Below are 14,820 nucleotides of genomic sequence, written 5' to 3' on the forward strand. Positions count from 1 at the left end.
TCGGCCGCATGTTCCTTAGGCGGATGGCGCTTGCGGGTTTCGCTGTTACGCAGGAGGATAAAGCATCGTAACGACAAAGCGTGCCAGAGTTCCTCGCAATTGGGCCTCGGCGGCAGCGCCGTCAGGTTGGCTTTCACGGTCCAGCGAAAACACGGTGACAATGCCATCGCTGATAGTCATCGTCCTGTGAAAGGGCAGTTCACCCGTGGCCGGGATGAACCGGCAAGGCGTGAACGCTATCCCGGGAATAATGTGTTCGAGGTCGCGCGGCTCAATTTCGTCGCCCTCCCGCAGAGCGCGTAGCACGTCGGGCGGGTTGTGGGGGTGTTCCGAATGCAAAGAAAGCACAATCGCGGTGTTGAGGACGGCCATTACGCGCCGACGGGAGGTTGCGTAAGCCTCCACCGGACCCAAGCGGATGTAAGTACTATTTCGGTGACTCGATAACAAATCGGTGAACGATTGGAAAGGTTAAGTGGGATGAGACAACGGATGGATGGGAACTGAAAACCGCGCTGCTTACCTGCGCTTCTCCATGGATAATCCGTTCTTGTCTCACCATGCTTAGGTTTGAGATCAACGCTCAAGATGCATGCTCTGTTTTTCGAGATGCATCCTGGTGGAGTTGAGCCCAGCCCCCATCCTATAGGGAGCCTTCAGACCCAACCCGTGAGCATCTTTTTCATGCACCCCGGAGCCAGCGTCGCCCGTCAGCCGTTCGTCTCGAGGCGCTAACTTCGCCACCTCGCCCGGGGTCTCAAGACTATCCCACAGTCCCGGGGTATCCCGTGGCCGCTGCCGTTAGTTTCCCCGACCAGCCACGCGGCGACCCAAAATTCGCGGGTTGCTCATAGTATACGGCGGCTCGGGGGGAGATAATTCGCGCTCTTGGGTATCCACTTGAAAAGCTCGTTGCTCTGAGTGAGTAATTTTGTCAAAAAATTTTCCGAATTGAATTCGATGTCGCACACAGCATATTGACGGCGTTGACGTGTTCTACAGAACGGACAGTCCATGACAGTGGTACTCTGGTTTCCTAACCACGATGCCCAAAGCAAAGCCTATATGAAGGGAACTTGGACGCCGGCAGATATCCCGCCATTGGACGGCAAACGAATTCTGGTCACTGGAGCAAATAGCGGCATTGGCTACCACGCCGCATTGGTGTTCGCGCAGAAGGGGGCGCATGTCATCCTGGCGTGCCGTGATCCGCGTCGCGGAGAAGCGGCACTAACCCGTCTGAAGACCAACGTGGTTGGTGCGAGTGCCGAGCTTGCAGCCCTGGACCTTGCATCTCTTGGATCGATTCGGGATTTCGCGCGCGGCGAGCTTGCGGAGCAACGTCCACTTCATGTGCTAGTCAATAACGCAGGTGTCATGGCACCGCCAAAGAGGCTTGAAACCGCTGACGGTTTCGAGATTCAGTTCGGTACTAACGTGCTTGGGCATTTTGCCCTGACAGGCTTGTTGATGCCGCTACTGGAAAGGGCCACCGTGCCTGAACGTCCGCGCGTAGTGACGGTTGCATCCATTGCCCACAAACGGGGATGTCTCAACTTCGACGATCTGCAATCCACACGACGCTATTCGCCGATGCGGTCATATCAGCAATCGAAGCTCGCAGATCTTATTTTCGCGCTCGAACTCAGCCGCCGTTTGCGCGCGAGCGGCTCGCGTGTGATGTCGGTCGCCGCCCATCCGGGCGTGGCGAATACCAACCTGTTTCGTGCCGGAGAGCGGTCCGCGCTGGATGGCGCAATACGCGCCGTGGCAAGCCATCTGATCGGCGCACTGCTGAATAGCGACGACGCGGGCGCCTTACCAACACTGTATGCGGCAACCTCGCCAGACGTAACTGACGGCGGTTACTACGGTCCAACTGGCTGGACGGAAATGCGCGGTGACCATGTGGGCAATGCTGCGATTGCGTCGCAAGCAAAGGACCTAGAATCTGCACGGCGATTGTGGGAAGTGTGCGAAACGCTGACGGGGGTGCAATTCTCGTTGCGAGCGGGAGGCTGAGAGTATGCGCCGTCTTACAAAGTCGAGAGCCGGCATACGACGCGGCGTGGCCTGTTGGATTTGCCGATAACGGCCATTCGTCACGAGGTCGAGACGCTGATCTGCGTCGGGCGCTCGATCTGATTGCTGCGAGGAAGATATTTGCCGAACCGTCATTGAGTGTCGGTATTGGCTGCGGGACCTGCAAATTGTCTACCGTGCAGAGACCCGCATTTTCCCTCGGAATTTCCTCAACGCATGCCGATCGATACGTAGCTGTCTGAATCGGTTTTCTTCTTGCTCTGGAACGGCGACGACGCGGCGCGCCATCTCGCCACAGAACGGCCGAGACAACAGGCCCGGTGAGCCGCTTGCGAATGGACCCGGACAGGCCCGGATGCCCTACGCGCCCGATCTGGAATGCCATGCGTACCGGTAATCCACGCCGTTGTAGAAGAGCCAGTCGCAAAGGCGCGCCTCTTCCTGGCTACGAACGCGTTTTCCATCGTTGGTAAGCGTCCGGCCGTTGCCTTGATTGTCCCAAACGTCGGGTGAGCCCTTCGAGCCGAACGCGGGTAGATCCCGGGCGAAGACGAACCGGAAGAGGTCCCACTGGGTCCGGAAGGTAGGGGAGCGGTCCTTGAGCTGGTCGATGATCTCGGTGAGCTTGCGAAAGCCCCCAACGGTGTCGGTGGCCCAATCGGGGATGTCCGGCGTCTTCCCGGTGGCTTTGCCGATGATGCGAAGGCCCAGCGCGTGAAAGGTCGAGGCTTTCACCGAGACGCCGTCCATGCCCAACCGCTCGAAGGATTTGGCAGCGCGTTCGTCAAGTTCCACCGCCGCCTGCTTGTTGAAGGCCAGCAGGACGATGCCTTCCGGGGCAACGAAGCCTCGGTGAATGGCATACGCGGCCTTTGCAACCATGGTGGACGTCTTGCCCGAGCCGGCCGAGGCGACCACCTGTACCCTGTTGTCGAAGCAGACGACTGCGCGTGCTTGCTCCTCGGTCAAAGGCTTGCTCTCCACCCGGTCGAACAGGTCCTTGCAGTCCTGCAACTCGCGCTCGGTGTGAGCAGCGTTGAGGGCGTTCCAGTGGGAGCGGTGGTCGGCATCCAATTGGCTGAGGGAAAGCGCCAGGGCGGTGGCTTCTTGTCCGAGCTTGGCTTGCACGCCGGGCTTTCGCATGCGTGTGCGGACGGCCGTAACGTCCACCGACGGCCGTGCCGCCTCCAAGGCCACTTGCATCTCATGGGTGATCCAACGCCGGTCGGTCTCCGCGGCGCGCTCCCGTTGGGCCTTGAGCCCAAGCCAATGAAGAACGGTCTGGTGAGCACCTTGCAAAAACGCCACGTCCTCGCGCATTCGCTTGTCGACCAGCGCGGCTTCCAGCGCTTGGGTCAAAGTGGCCCCATGGTCATTGGGCAGACCATCGGCCTTCACTCCACGGGCGTCGCCTGGGTGGAGGATGATGTCTGTCCACAGGACTCCCCGATTGACGCGGTAAGAGGTCTCCTCCTCGACATTTGCGCGGTGAGTCCGACCATTCACCGTCAGCAATAGTTCTAAGCCTTGGAGGCGCAGCCGCCAGTCTGGCGATCTTGTTAAATTTCGGCCCCAGGTCGAGGGAGCCCATTCCTTTGTCATCCGTTTTCCTACGATGTCCCCGAGCACCTCATCGGCCAACCGAGAGGTCAATCATCGTAATGATAGCTTGCGTGGCTGGGTGGGCACGGCCGCGATGTCGAGTCTAGTTGGCTTGACGTGGGGGCGGTGTTCCTCAGCGCTTGGGGTGGAACCTCGCCTCGATGGCGTCGTCGAGCCACACGACGAACCGTGCCACCGTGTCGATCGACGATTCGAGCTTGCCGTGATCCACATGAACCGTCGGCGGAGTTAGCCAGCCCGTCGCATCAATGTCCATCCGTTCGAGCAGTTCAGTTTCGCGAGCGTCGAGAAACACCGAAGGGGCGGAACCCGGCTTGCGACCTAAGTGCTTGGGCTTGAGGTTCGTGATCTCAACGTCGTGCTGGATGCTGTTACGGGTCTGTACGATGTCTTCTAGGACGGCGATGGCCACCGGCCCATCCGCGAAGGGGATGCCGAACGCCTCGGTGAAAATGATATTGTAGCCTCGCATCCAGCCCTTCCGGAACACGCGTTTGCGTTTCTCCTCGGTGAGTTCTTCGCAGTGCATTTTCACGCGAGTATGTAGGTACGCCTGCAAGCTCGACGCGAGAAGGGACAGTCATGCGTGGCCCAGGACGTCGATAGAGTCATGGCTTTCCTGCCATTCCGCCAGAAATGGCGGCTCACCGTCCTCCGCGTATGGTGGGACATACGGGTCCTCCTCGTTCTCTATTAGGCGTAGCCGTTCGACGAAGGGGGCTGAAGAGGTGGTGTAGAGCTGCCGGATGAAATCGAGGCGGCGGTTCAAGAACCATGCGACATCCATGCGCTTGCCCGAGGTTGACCGATGCCGCTTGGCGCCGTGCGCGACGCCAAGGGCAGGTGGTTATTACGTCGTTTCGGCGGTCTTCTTCAGCTTCGCCCGCTCGTCGAGGAACGTCCCGATCCCGTGGCTCCGGGGGAACGCTTCCTTCACGGCGTCGCTCGTGACCGCTCCGGTGTCGAGAAGGTGGGCAAGCTCTTCTTCCCAGCGCAACAGGCGATGGGCGACCAGGAACTCATCGACCTCCTTGAACTTCTTCAGCGCACCGACGTCCTGACCGTTTGCCACGAACAGGTCGGCGACGACGGTTTCCCCGTCGCTCGTCGTGATCGTCACCGTTGACGCAATGGCGATGATCCGGCTCAGCAGGCTTTCCTCCTCCTTCATCCCACCGTGGCGCGCGGACCCCATGAACACCTGGGAGACCTCGCTGCCGTACCACCCGCTGATCAGCAGCGCGTCCTTGCCGTATTCGATCAGTTGCTCGGCGCGGGTGTACCCCGGGTTGTAGATCAGGCGACGGTACCCCTGGGCGTAAGCGCTCTCGATCGAGGGGAGGAAGGGCAGTTGGCGGATCGCCTCGGGCACGTCCCAATCCTTCGATGGGGTGGAACGGTGTCGCGGCATGATCCGGGCCGCCGGACCGCAATGCTCGGTCAGGGCCAGCGACGCGGCCACCAGCTCGATGCCAGAGTGATCCTTGATCTCACCCGACCCGAACAACAGCACGCCGCTCATGCGTTCCGCGAGGGCGGCGCGCAACGGATGGAGGAGCGGGGGCGGTACTGTATCGGTGGTGGCCGGCGTCGAGACCAGCTCGATGGTGGGCCACGGACGGGCAAACGGGGTGCGAGGTTCCAGTTCCCCGTCCTCGGTCACGACGCCGACCAGTGCCGTCTCCTCGTCCGTGTGGTTCGGGCGTGACATGACCATCAACCGGACATCCTCGTGGAGCGTCTCCGGCGTCGGGGTGTCCAGAAGAACAGCGATGCGATGCCCAGAGGTTAGGGCGTGGTTGCACGCCATTTCCAGGCGATCGGCCGTGTCGTTCCACGATTGCTGGTCCAGTTCGAGCGGACCGACGATCAGCAGCGTGCCGCTCGGGACCCGGTCCAACCCGGAGGACCACAGGCCGTACTCGCCGAGGTCTATGCTGCTGCCCCATTGGCTGCCGGCACGCTCCGCGTAGATCAACGCGCCATCGGTGGCGTCCTCGTACGCTTCCAGCAAGGCGTTGATCGCGTCCTGGGAGGTCGTGAGGTAGACGCCGGGAGTGGGACCCGTCGGCCAGATGTGCGGCGCGCTGCGGGGGACGACAACGCCTGGCGGCGACAGGGCCGTCAGAAGTTCTTGCGGCGTCATGTCGACCGCGCAGCGCTTCTTCAGGCGGAACACGAGACGGCCGGTCGAGGTGGTGTCCAGCTCGGTGGCGGCGACCCGATCCGGGAACGCGATCACCTCGGGCCAGTTACGAAGCCCGGGCAGCGCGGCGATGAGATCGAGCGCCTGGCCATGATTCAGGGAGGGGTGCGAAGGCTGCAAGAGGCTGCGGACGAGCCCGGCCAGCAGCTTCAATTGCTGAGTGTCCATTGTCTTCTCCAAGGCGGCTAATCCGGTACACGCTTTGCGGGCCGCCCATCAGAAAACAACGACTAGGGATGGGGTGGGTGCCTTGAAACATCGTCTTCGTCATGCTCCCAGGGAACGCGTGCGGCGGGCGACGACAGCCTGCCGCAACTATATCAGGAAAAAAGCGGTGTTCGGAGCACGTGAAACCAGCGGGTGAACACGTCGCCCGGAAAGGGCTCACCTCGTCACGCCGGCCCGCAGGCGGTGAAGTTTCGAGCACGGCAAACCCAAGCCCCTTTGCCCAAAGTGGTTGCGAAACGCAGTAAAGGGCAGGACGTGTTGCGACCGACCGAGCTGGATGTAACGGATATTCCGCGGCAGATAACGCTGGAAGGGAACATCCTGCGTGTCGGATCCCGACACGCTTACGCTGGGTGTCGCAGTAATGGAATCCGAGACTTACCGCGGCTACGGCATATGGCGCCACGCAATACGGCAGCAGGAAGAGTTGCGTCAACCCGAGCGCTACGCTGCGAGCGGGACAATCACTCAAAGCAATAAGGTGATTGAAGTCTCCGGAGTGCTGGGCCTTTTCGAGACTGACGAAGAGGCACAAAGGCGGATTTGGCTGGGGCTCGCGCGTGGGTTGACAGCCACGGGTAGGCCGAATTGAATTGTCGAAGTGGGCGCCAGAATTTTGTTTTGGCAAATCTTGCGGTCATAAATAGTTGTCGTGACCGGGTTCGGCAAGCATGTTGATGTCACCAGCGTTGGGTCTGCCAGTGGCCAATAAATTTCCGCTTTTCCAACCTCGACTTGAGGTACAATTTCCGGAAAACCAAAAGGAGTCTCAGTTGCCCAGACCCAACTTCAAACTGTCTTATTCCGAAGCCTTCTCCCGGCGTGCCAAGACTGTCACCGAGCCAGCGCTCGTTGAAGCACGGTTGCAAGAGCTATCAGCGGACTTGGACATTGGCCTCCTATACAACGCCGTTCAGAGCGGACTTGGCGCCCGGAACGAAACTACCCGCGCTTCCGCTGTAACCGCAGCGGGCGTGCAGCAGTGGTTTAAGACAGTTGAGGCCTTGCGCGCCCAACTGAGTGAAAAGCAATGGCATATTCATGATCCCAAAAACTGCCCCTTTATCAGTTCGCCGGATCACTCCGTTTCCATCGTGGTGATGACAGGCAACATCGAAACGGGTAAGCAAGGCTTTGAAGATCCCACCAACCAGGCGGAAAAAGGCGTGGTGGCTGAGGGTTACGTCCGAACCAATAGCCAGTTGGAGTTGTTCAACCAAGATTCGCTTAAGATCGCAAAGGCAAGGAAAAAGGAAACCCAAGTCTGGGCCTTTCTCTATCACTACGACAAAACGTTGAAAGAAGTGCGGTTCGAGCTCTCCTATCCAACAGGGTTCAGCAAGAAGAAAATCACTGACTGGGGCGAACGCCTGATTCTCGGTAGCATCCCCAACAGTTCTACGGAATTCACGATCCGCAAGGACACGCCGAACGCTCCCGCAACTGTAGAAGTAGAACCCAAATCGGGCACTTTTTGATCTACCACCATGTCAGAAATCAACCCTTCGCAAATCACGTTTGCCCGGGTTAGAAGGCGCATAACAAAAGCGCAATTGGCCAAAGAGTTGAGCGTCACCAGCCGTAGTATCCAGAACTACGAAACGGGGACCTCCGCTCCTGATTCAGAAATCCTGGCAAAGATGGCAAAACTGCTGAACTTCCCACAGCAGTTTTTTCTCATTGAAGAAACGATGCCTACCATCGCAGAGCATGCAGCCAGTTTCCGCTCACTCTCCAAGATGACGGATGCGATGAAAAACTGTGCCCTCAGCGCAGGTGCCATCGCCTTCAAGGTCAACGAGTGGATAGAGGAACGGTTTAACCTGCCTCGCGCCGATGTGCCTGATCTCAGCGACCTCTCTCCCGAAGAAGCCGCCGCCACCTTGCGCCGTATGTGGGGCTTGGGGAACGCGCCCATTCCCAACATGATTCACCTGTTGGAGTCCAAGGGGATTCGCGTTTTTTCTTTGGCTGAAGAAGCCCGCGAGGTGGATGCCTTCTGCACGTGGTATGACAGCAAGCCTTTTGTCTTTCTCAACACGATGAAGTCTGCCGAACGCAGCCGCTTCGATGCAGCTCATGAGCTAGGCCACCTGGTACGCGATGTCTACAGCATGCAACACGGCGAGCCCCACGGCCCAGAAATGGAACGACAAGCAGATGCATTTGCCGCAGCGTTTCTTATGCCAAAGGAAAGCGTGATCGCTAACAAGCCACCAGCGTTCACCATCAAGTATCTGATGAAGCTCAAGCACTACTGGGGCGTGTCGCTGGCTGCGCTTGCTTATCGGTACAGCGCATTAAAGCAAGTCACAGAGTGGACCTATCGCAACCTGTGCATTGAGCTGGCTAAAAACGGTTATCGCACGAACGAACCGGAGCCGATGGAGCGCGAAAGCTCCCAGTTGCTAACGAAAGTGTTGGATTATCTGCAAAGCCAAAAGGTAGGCCGAGGTGAAATTGCCAAGAACTTGTGCATTAGCGTGGACGAGATTAATGCGCTGACCTTCCAACTGACGCGGCTGTCAGTCGTGTCTGGGGATGCGTTATCTGAAGCGCCTTCACGACACCCACCTAAACTCCGATTGGTATAGGTGCATCGTCGCGCGGAGTCGGACTGTCTGAGATCTGCGTGACGTTTTCTGCATCGGGCATAGGCTGGCCAAACATAGGAACTGGGAGCTCCATAATGGGCGCAGTTGTCGGCAGGCATGGGAAAGCTGGTATCTCCGACCGCGCGGACCGGGCGTTGGGCAGTGCTGCAGGTGCGTTATCGCACGCTGACGGTGCCGACGCGGTTTTTGACATGCCGGATGCAGAAGTTGGCCGGTTAACTAAGCAGAAAGCAAGGGTGCTCAAGAGGGCGGTGGAGGCCCTGAGGGCCAAGGACAGAGGCGGTCATCCATTGACCGAACCGGTATCTATCGAGTTGCCCGTCGAATCTGGGGAGCGCGAGCACCCGGAGCCTCGCAAAGAGGACTTTGAAGTGCGGGGGCGGGCGTACCATCAGAGCTTGGTTTCGAGTAAGAAACTGCTGTCTTCGGGCGATATGCAAGAAGCACTGGCGATCACGTGTCAGGCGCTGAGCGCCGCTATCAAGGCCTCCCGCATGTTCACTGTCCAGGTGGAGGGACAAACGTACTATCCCGGGTTTTTTGCAGACGGTGAGGTTGACCGGTCGGTCCTTGAAAAAATATCGCGAGCATTGGGAAATGTGCCGGGATGGATTAAGTGGGACTTCTTCACGGCAAGGCGTGGCTCGCTCGGCGACATTAGTGCGCTCGCAGCTTTGCGCAAAGGAAAGGTTCAGGACGTTGAGCGCGTGGCTCAGGCGCTTGCCGAGGAGATTGCCAGTGAGCCTGAGGCCGCTGAGCGCAGAACGCGGTCGGACATCGTTAAGGGTCGGCGGACGACCCGTCGCTGACATTGTCCCTCTCCGTCTGATCGCCCAGAAGCGGTCGTTCAAATTGAACAGATCGCCTTTCAAGTTAGTCGTCGCACGCGCGCTTAGACCGCCCTGAGACTGCCGCTTCGTCCCGCTCTCTTTGCGGTTTCGCCTCGCCCGGCGACCAGCGCCCTAAGCACCTCGCGCACCCAGCGGTGGCCCGCGTGTCCGTGACTGCGCTCGTGCCACAGCATGCTCACCTCGAAGCCCGGAACGGGAATCGGGCACTCGACGACCCGCAACGTGTCGGCGTGATCACGCACGAGTCGTTGCGGCACTAGAGCGACGAGGTCGGAGCGGGCCGCAATATCCGGCACAAACAGGAACGAGGCCGCGGACAGCACCACATTGCGCCGAAGGCCGAGGGCCGCCAACGCGTCATCCACAGGCGTGGCAAAGCCGCCGCCGCGCAACGACACGATGACATGCTCGAGCTGCGCGAACTGTGAAGCCGTGAGCTTGCGGCGCAGCTTGGGATGGTCGCGGCGGCCTATCAACACGTAGCGCTCGTCGAACAGGTGGCGGCTGCGCAGGCCAGTCGGGGCGTCACCGGGCGTCATTAGTGCGAGGTCGACCTCGCCATGAGCCATTTGCGCCGCCAGTTGCGGCATGTCCAAGATACGTAACGCTATCCGCACACCGGGCGCCTGTTGGCGCAGCTGCAGTACTAGCGGCTGCACGAGCGCGGCCTGTAGGTAGTCGGTGCAGGCGATGGCCATAGTCAGCTGCGCCCGCGCGGGATCGAAATGGCCATGCTGGATCACCGTGGCGCGCAATTGATCCAGCGCATTGCGCAAAGGCACCAGAAGTTCGTCGGCCTTCGCCGTGGGAGTCATGCCGCGCTGCGCCGGAATCAGCAACGGGTCACCAAACAGGTCGCGCAGGCGCACGAGCTGCGCGCTCACCGCTGGCTGGCTCAGGTGCAGGCGGCGGGCGGCGCGCGTTACGTTCTGCTCTGCGAGCAGGGCTTCGAGGGTGACCAACAGGTTCAGGTCTATGCGTTTGGTATCCATGGAATGGATAGTAGAGGAATAGATTGACGATTTCACTCTATAGCGGTTTTTGTCCAAACTGCAAACGTTGGCGCGCGCTTGGCGTGCCTGTATGGAGAAGCCTCGTGTCCCCTTTTGCATCATTGCCCCTGATTACCGTCGCTGGCGCCTCCAGCAAGCAAGGCCGTAGCGTGGCCTGCACCCTGCTGGGTAGCGGTCGCTACCGCGTGCGCGCTCTGGCACGAAGTGCCGATAGTGCACCGATGCGCGAGCTGGCCCAGCGCGGCGCCGAGATCGTCATCGCGCCGTTGGTGGGGGCGGGTCGCCAAGCCGAGCTTGCCGCGGCTATGCGCGGCTCGCACGGTGCCTTCCTGATGACCCCGCCGATATCGCCCGTGCCGCCGCCGGGCCGCCCCGAGTTGGCGCTGGGGATCGAGCTGGCTGATGCGGCGCTCGCCGCAGGCGTGGAGCATATCGTCTGGAGCAGCCTCGAAAACGTCGAGGCTCGCACCGGCGGCACCCTGTGGGCGCCACACTTCACCGAGAAGGCCTTGGTGGAGGCATACTTGCGCACGCTGCCGCTGCGCAGCTCCTTCATCCAGCTCGCCTTCTTCTACAGCAACTTCCTTGAGTACTACGTGCCACGGCCGGAAACCGACGACAGCCTCAGCTTCGCCGTCTATCTGCCGCCAGATACGCTCGTGCCATTTGTCGATCCGCTGACCGCAACCGGTCCCGCGGTGCTGGCGCAGTTTGACGAACCGGAGTCTTATTCTGGCCGAACCCTGCCGGTGGTCGGTGAGGTCCTGACCGCGCGCGAGATCGTGGACACCTTCGTCCGCGTGACGGGCCGGCGTGCGCACTACGCATCAGCCTATACGCGCGAGGAATTACTAAGGCACTTCCCCGCGTTCGGTGCCGACGAGTGGCTGGTGCGCGAGCTTGTGGGAATGGTCACCTATGCGGTCGAATACGGGTACTACGCGCCAGAACGAGACATGGCATGGAGCCGACGAAACGACCCGAACGCACTGACATGGGAAGGTTTTCTGCAGCGTAGTGGTTGGTGTGGAGAACCCACCAGCTTCGGGGTTGCAACGGGCACATAGACGACTACGCGTGCGGCCGACTAAAAGGGCGTCTGGCTCGGTCGGCTTTTCAACATACACCCTTACGCGGGAAAGCTCGACCAACATTTCTTATCGCAACAGGTGCTCCACGATTCCGGCGGCGAAGTGGGCGGCGGTGCAGGAAACCGACATCTCGCCGGCGTCCTTCCGGGCGTCTGTAAAGCGAGCGGAACCCCGAAAGCAGTCAATCATGACCGACCGCTTGTCCGCATTAAGCCTCACATCAACCGGCTCAGGACGACCTAAAGTACCAGTTGGGGTGCCCCGAAGCGGTCGTTGCACGCCGTGCTGGGCAAGGTGCTACAACTTCGACGGCCCGAATTCTCTCCGATGGAATCGGATATGCTCGACTCTTTTCATTTCCGAATTGCCGTTCCTGCACTTACCCCAGATCCCACAAGTGTGCGATTGGGCCTGACTAGAATTTCGTCAGTCTCTACAGAAGGTTTTTCGTTGCGGTTTGCTGACCTACGGGCTATCAAATGTGCTACGCGAAGCGCACTGTTAATCTTCCTGCGGCGTTTGCGTCAGTCGCTCAATTTGATCCAGCGAGTCGAGTGCCCCTCCTGCGATTCCAATGCCGTGATCTTCGCGGACCTTGAACTCGCGCGGATTGATACGAATCAGCCGGTCAGCATAGTGCTCACCGAACCGACGCACAGTCGGAATCGCGCGTCCCGCACCAACCTCGACCGCGACAACTTTCTGGCATTGCGCAATCCAGCTTTCCAGATGCCGAATCTGCCGGTTGGTCCGATCTTCTATCCAGTGCGAGTCGTTGAACATCAGAATGTTCGGTCTGGCTACGGCGCCACACGATGGGCATTTTGGTACTGGTGAGCTGAGCCGAAAATTGCGCTCGTCGAGCACAGGAACCACGTCATCTGCGGGCCAGGTTCGCTGAGAACATTCGTCGACGCATTGCAGCCTATGAATCGATCCATGGCATTCTGCGACTCTGTCCTTCGAGAATCCCGCCTTCTGGAAATGCCTGTCCACGTTGCTCGTGAACACGAACGCCCCGCGGGGCATCTTCGTCGCCCATCCGCGTAGGATGTCGAAGCCCCGGTGCGGTTGAGTGCGGCGATACAAATCCAGCCGATGCCCGTAGAAAGACCATGCGAACGCTGGGTCGCTCCGAGAACTCTGCGGCGACGCGATTTCTTCAAAGCGGATGCCGGCAGTACCCAGCGCTGGGTACGCACGCCATAAGCCTTCAGTGCCACGAAAATCGGGCAACCCGGAATCGACACCCATACCGGCGCCTGCGGTTATAAGCAACCCATCCGCATCCTTCAACCACTGGCCGGCGTGCTCGATTGCGTCGCTCATTCCCATAATCCCCTCTCAGCAATCCAAGAACTGCAGCTTTCCGTGTCGTCAGCGATTTGGTCAAGCGGCACGGCCGTGCCAAAGACATGGAGCTTTGCGTACAGGTCTCAGTTGTAGATGACTGAAGCGCCATTATCTCGCTCACAAGCGCGCTTTTTTCAGCATAACGCCGGATCGGAGGCGTGCCACAGGAAGCCGTTTTGATTCACTATAGAGAAGCAGAATCGTACGCCTTGCTTCCCTATAGTGAAGCAAATTGCGATTGCGCTTTCGAAAGGCCGCTCCGGCTAGGAAGAGCGCCGGAGCGGCCACGACGAAGGTCGAGACGAGGATTGCGACGACGAAGGAAATTTTCAGAAACCACGTCGCGACAAACAAGGCGGCAACCAAGAATGTGAGACTGTGGCCGTCCACTGGCTGATGGCCTGATCGCGCCGACCTCATGGAAGCGCCGAGGGCCGGCTGCTAGTCATTCATTCGGTCGCCTTCGTGCGAGGCCGCCATCAGCTACTCCAGGGATTCATGTCCTCGATGTCCACATGTTTCTCGGTCTTCAACGTCCCCGCCAAGTGCAGAATCGACAGAGTTTTGGCGCGCACGATGACGTCGCCTTCCGGCGTCACATGCCACTCTAGGCAGGTGCCCGGTTCAGCGTGAAGTGCTGCCCTCACTTCTGCGGGGATGGTGGTCTGTCCTTTCGATGTCACCGTTGATCTGGCCACAATTCTCTCCTTGTCTCTCAGCTGATTCTAATCTCTACAGTCCAGCGGCGAGCGAGTCTGGCGGCAAGCCCAAGCCTTGACGGTCACGCCAACTAGACATTTTAGAGTAAATACTCTAATTCGAAAATCGAGTGCCATTCTTGCTAAGTTTTTTCGTTCTGGGAATTGCGATCCATCTTGACCTTGGCTGAGGGTGTTTCTTTCTGCTCACCGCGGAAATACAATTCGAATCATTCCTTCCACACGAGGCCTGCAAGCAGCCAAGCACATGTGTTCCAGATGCCGATAAACCTCAGTCATTGAATAACTGAGATTCTCGCCATCAACTACTGAGAGAGCTCTAGACGCTATTAGTAGTGCTATTGATACATCATTAGTCGAATACGCTACTTCCCTCCCTGATCGTCCGAACGCCATCTATATGGCGCGCCTGTGTCATCGGCGTTTTATCAACTGTTGATGCAACGAAACTGATTCTCACGTTGTGAGACTGCGCTCGTGCGTCGACTATTCAAAAAAGGGAAGTAAATAATGTCTGTATGTTTTGTGGCATGTCGAGGACTTAAGAAATACGACGGGGTCGTCGATGATGATTTTCGAGACTTGCACTTCGACCATGACGCAGTGGAAGTAGAAGGAAACACTGAATGGCCTTACTTTAGCGACGGTCTTGAGGTTGGAGCCATGTATATGTACGAAAAAGATACGTGGTTCGGATTCGGGAAGGAGCGAGTTCTCAATGAGGACTTGGAAAAGCTTGCTGGCTTAGTTGGTTACGATTGGCGGATGCCCGGTGCGGATGACCCGGGCCCGTTTCGCGAAATGTTTCGGTGGGGTGGGGACGGGACGATGGGTTCAGTTGCTTCCGCAAAGCTAGTTGCAGATTTCGCCGCATGGGATGAGCGCGCGCGAGCTCTCGGGGACGACCACTTCTATGGCTTCTACAAAAACTCTCGAGCAATGTTCGAGTTTGCATCGCGAGATGGGTGCGTTTTCCTTCGATGCTCGTGACGAAACGATAGGAACTTAGTCAATCGGTTGGTTCGATACCTCCTCGCGGCGCGCCAAGCAATGCGAGGCGTACGGATCATCCACGTTT

12 protein-coding genes and 1 pseudogene are annotated in these 14,820 nt (G+C 58.9%); 6 read left to right on the forward strand and 7 right to left on the reverse strand.

Annotation, left to right across the window (positions count from 1 at the left end; all coding sequences use genetic code 11):
- Positions 1–45: 45 nt before the first annotated feature.
- Positions 46–372: a hypothetical protein gene (locus ACSQ8V_RS19795; protein WP_436206859.1), complete on the reverse strand. Its 327-nt coding sequence runs from the start codon at positions 370–372 to the stop codon at positions 46–48.
- Between the two features lie 642 nt (positions 373–1,014).
- Here ACSQ8V_RS19795 and ACSQ8V_RS19800 point away from each other — a divergent pair.
- Positions 1,015–2,022: an oxidoreductase gene (locus ACSQ8V_RS19800; RefSeq protein ID WP_436206860.1), complete on the forward strand. Its 1,008-nt coding sequence runs from the start codon at positions 1,015–1,017 to the stop codon at positions 2,020–2,022.
- 381 nt (positions 2,023–2,403) lie between these two features.
- Here the strand turns inward: ACSQ8V_RS19800 and ACSQ8V_RS19805 are convergent, their stop codons facing one another.
- The 3 genes from ACSQ8V_RS19805 to ACSQ8V_RS19815 all read right to left on the reverse strand — a co-directional run bounded on the left by ACSQ8V_RS19805 (position 2,404) and on the right by ACSQ8V_RS19815 (position 6,040).
- Positions 2,404–3,645, reverse strand: coding sequence for a UvrD-helicase domain-containing protein (locus tag ACSQ8V_RS19805; RefSeq protein WP_436206861.1), 1,242 nt, complete (start codon positions 3,643–3,645; stop codon positions 2,404–2,406).
- Positions 3,646–3,778: 133 nt separating this feature from the next.
- Positions 3,779–4,195: a hypothetical protein gene (locus ACSQ8V_RS19810; RefSeq protein ID WP_436206862.1), complete on the reverse strand. Its 417-nt coding sequence runs from the start codon at positions 4,193–4,195 to the stop codon at positions 3,779–3,781.
- 321 nt (positions 4,196–4,516) lie between these two features.
- Complete coding sequence (locus ACSQ8V_RS19815; RefSeq protein WP_436206863.1) at positions 4,517–6,040, reverse strand: hypothetical protein; 1,524 nt, start codon at positions 6,038–6,040, stop codon at positions 4,517–4,519.
- Positions 6,041–6,464: 424 nt separating this feature from the next.
- Here ACSQ8V_RS19815 and ACSQ8V_RS19820 point away from each other — a divergent pair.
- From ACSQ8V_RS19820 to ACSQ8V_RS19835, 4 genes and pseudogenes are all read left to right on the forward strand, one after another.
- Positions 6,465–6,682: pseudogene (locus ACSQ8V_RS19820) on the forward strand (hypothetical protein).
- Between the two features lie 191 nt (positions 6,683–6,873).
- The gene (locus ACSQ8V_RS19825; RefSeq protein ID WP_436206864.1) at positions 6,874–7,578 is read left to right on the forward strand and encodes a hypothetical protein; all 705 of its coding nucleotides are present in this window, start codon (positions 6,874–6,876) and stop codon (positions 7,576–7,578) included.
- Between the two features lie 9 nt (positions 7,579–7,587).
- Complete coding sequence (locus tag ACSQ8V_RS19830) at positions 7,588–8,694, forward strand: ImmA/IrrE family metallo-endopeptidase (protein ID WP_436206865.1); 1,107 nt, start codon at positions 7,588–7,590, stop codon at positions 8,692–8,694.
- Positions 8,695–8,789: 95 nt separating this feature from the next.
- Entirely contained in the window at positions 8,790–9,524 is a 735-nt protein-coding gene (locus ACSQ8V_RS19835; protein WP_436206866.1) for a hypothetical protein, read from the forward strand.
- An 83-nt stretch (positions 9,525–9,607) separates the two neighbouring features.
- On the opposite strand, the gene ACSQ8V_RS19840 is transcribed toward ACSQ8V_RS19835, so the two are convergent.
- Positions 9,608–10,558 (reverse strand): LysR family transcriptional regulator, encoded by a 951-nt coding sequence (locus ACSQ8V_RS19840; RefSeq protein WP_436206867.1) that lies wholly within the window; start codon positions 10,556–10,558, stop codon positions 9,608–9,610.
- A 104-nt stretch (positions 10,559–10,662) separates the two neighbouring features.
- Between ACSQ8V_RS19840 and ACSQ8V_RS19845 the strand changes: the two genes are divergently transcribed.
- Entirely contained in the window at positions 10,663–11,646 is a 984-nt protein-coding gene (locus ACSQ8V_RS19845) for an NmrA/HSCARG family protein (RefSeq protein ID WP_436206868.1), read from the forward strand.
- 525 nt (positions 11,647–12,171) lie between these two features.
- Here the strand turns inward: ACSQ8V_RS19845 and ACSQ8V_RS19850 are convergent.
- Both ACSQ8V_RS19850 and ACSQ8V_RS19855 read right to left on the reverse strand, forming a co-directional pair.
- Complete coding sequence (locus ACSQ8V_RS19850; protein WP_436206869.1) at positions 12,172–13,005, reverse strand: SIR2 family NAD-dependent protein deacylase; 834 nt, start codon at positions 13,003–13,005, stop codon at positions 12,172–12,174.
- Positions 13,006–13,502: 497 nt separating this feature from the next.
- Positions 13,503–13,721: an AbrB/MazE/SpoVT family DNA-binding domain-containing protein gene (locus tag ACSQ8V_RS19855; protein ID WP_436206870.1), complete on the reverse strand. Its 219-nt coding sequence runs from the start codon at positions 13,719–13,721 to the stop codon at positions 13,503–13,505.
- Positions 13,722–14,820 lie beyond the last annotated feature (1,099 nt).

It is taken from the genome of Caballeronia sp. LjRoot31 (assembly GCF_964253885.1).
Taxonomy (GTDB): Bacteria; Pseudomonadota; Gammaproteobacteria; order Burkholderiales; family Burkholderiaceae; genus Caballeronia.

Coding starts and splice junctions, on each gene's coding strand:
- ACSQ8V_RS19810 (WP_436206862.1), bottom strand. CDS start 4,195: ATGCACTGCGAAGAACTCACCGAGGAGAAACGCAAACGCGTGTTCCGG.
- ACSQ8V_RS19800 (WP_436206860.1), top strand. CDS start 1,015: ATGACAGTGGTACTCTGGTTTCCTAACCACGATGCCCAAAGCAAAGCC.
- ACSQ8V_RS19795 (WP_436206859.1), bottom strand. CDS start 372: ATGGCCGTCCTCAACACCGCGATTGTGCTTTCTTTGCATTCGGAACAC.
- ACSQ8V_RS19850 (WP_436206869.1), bottom strand. CDS start 13,005: ATGGGAATGAGCGACGCAATCGAGCACGCCGGCCAGTGGTTGAAGGAT.
- ACSQ8V_RS19830 (WP_436206865.1), top strand. CDS start 7,588: ATGTCAGAAATCAACCCTTCGCAAATCACGTTTGCCCGGGTTAGAAGG.
- ACSQ8V_RS19840 (WP_436206867.1), bottom strand. CDS start 10,558: ATGGATACCAAACGCATAGACCTGAACCTGTTGGTCACCCTCGAAGCC.
- ACSQ8V_RS19805 (WP_436206861.1), bottom strand. CDS start 3,645: ATGACAAAGGAATGGGCTCCCTCGACCTGGGGCCGAAATTTAACAAGA.
- ACSQ8V_RS19815 (WP_436206863.1), bottom strand. CDS start 6,040: ATGGACACTCAGCAATTGAAGCTGCTGGCCGGGCTCGTCCGCAGCCTC.
- ACSQ8V_RS19835 (WP_436206866.1), top strand. CDS start 8,790: ATGGGCGCAGTTGTCGGCAGGCATGGGAAAGCTGGTATCTCCGACCGC.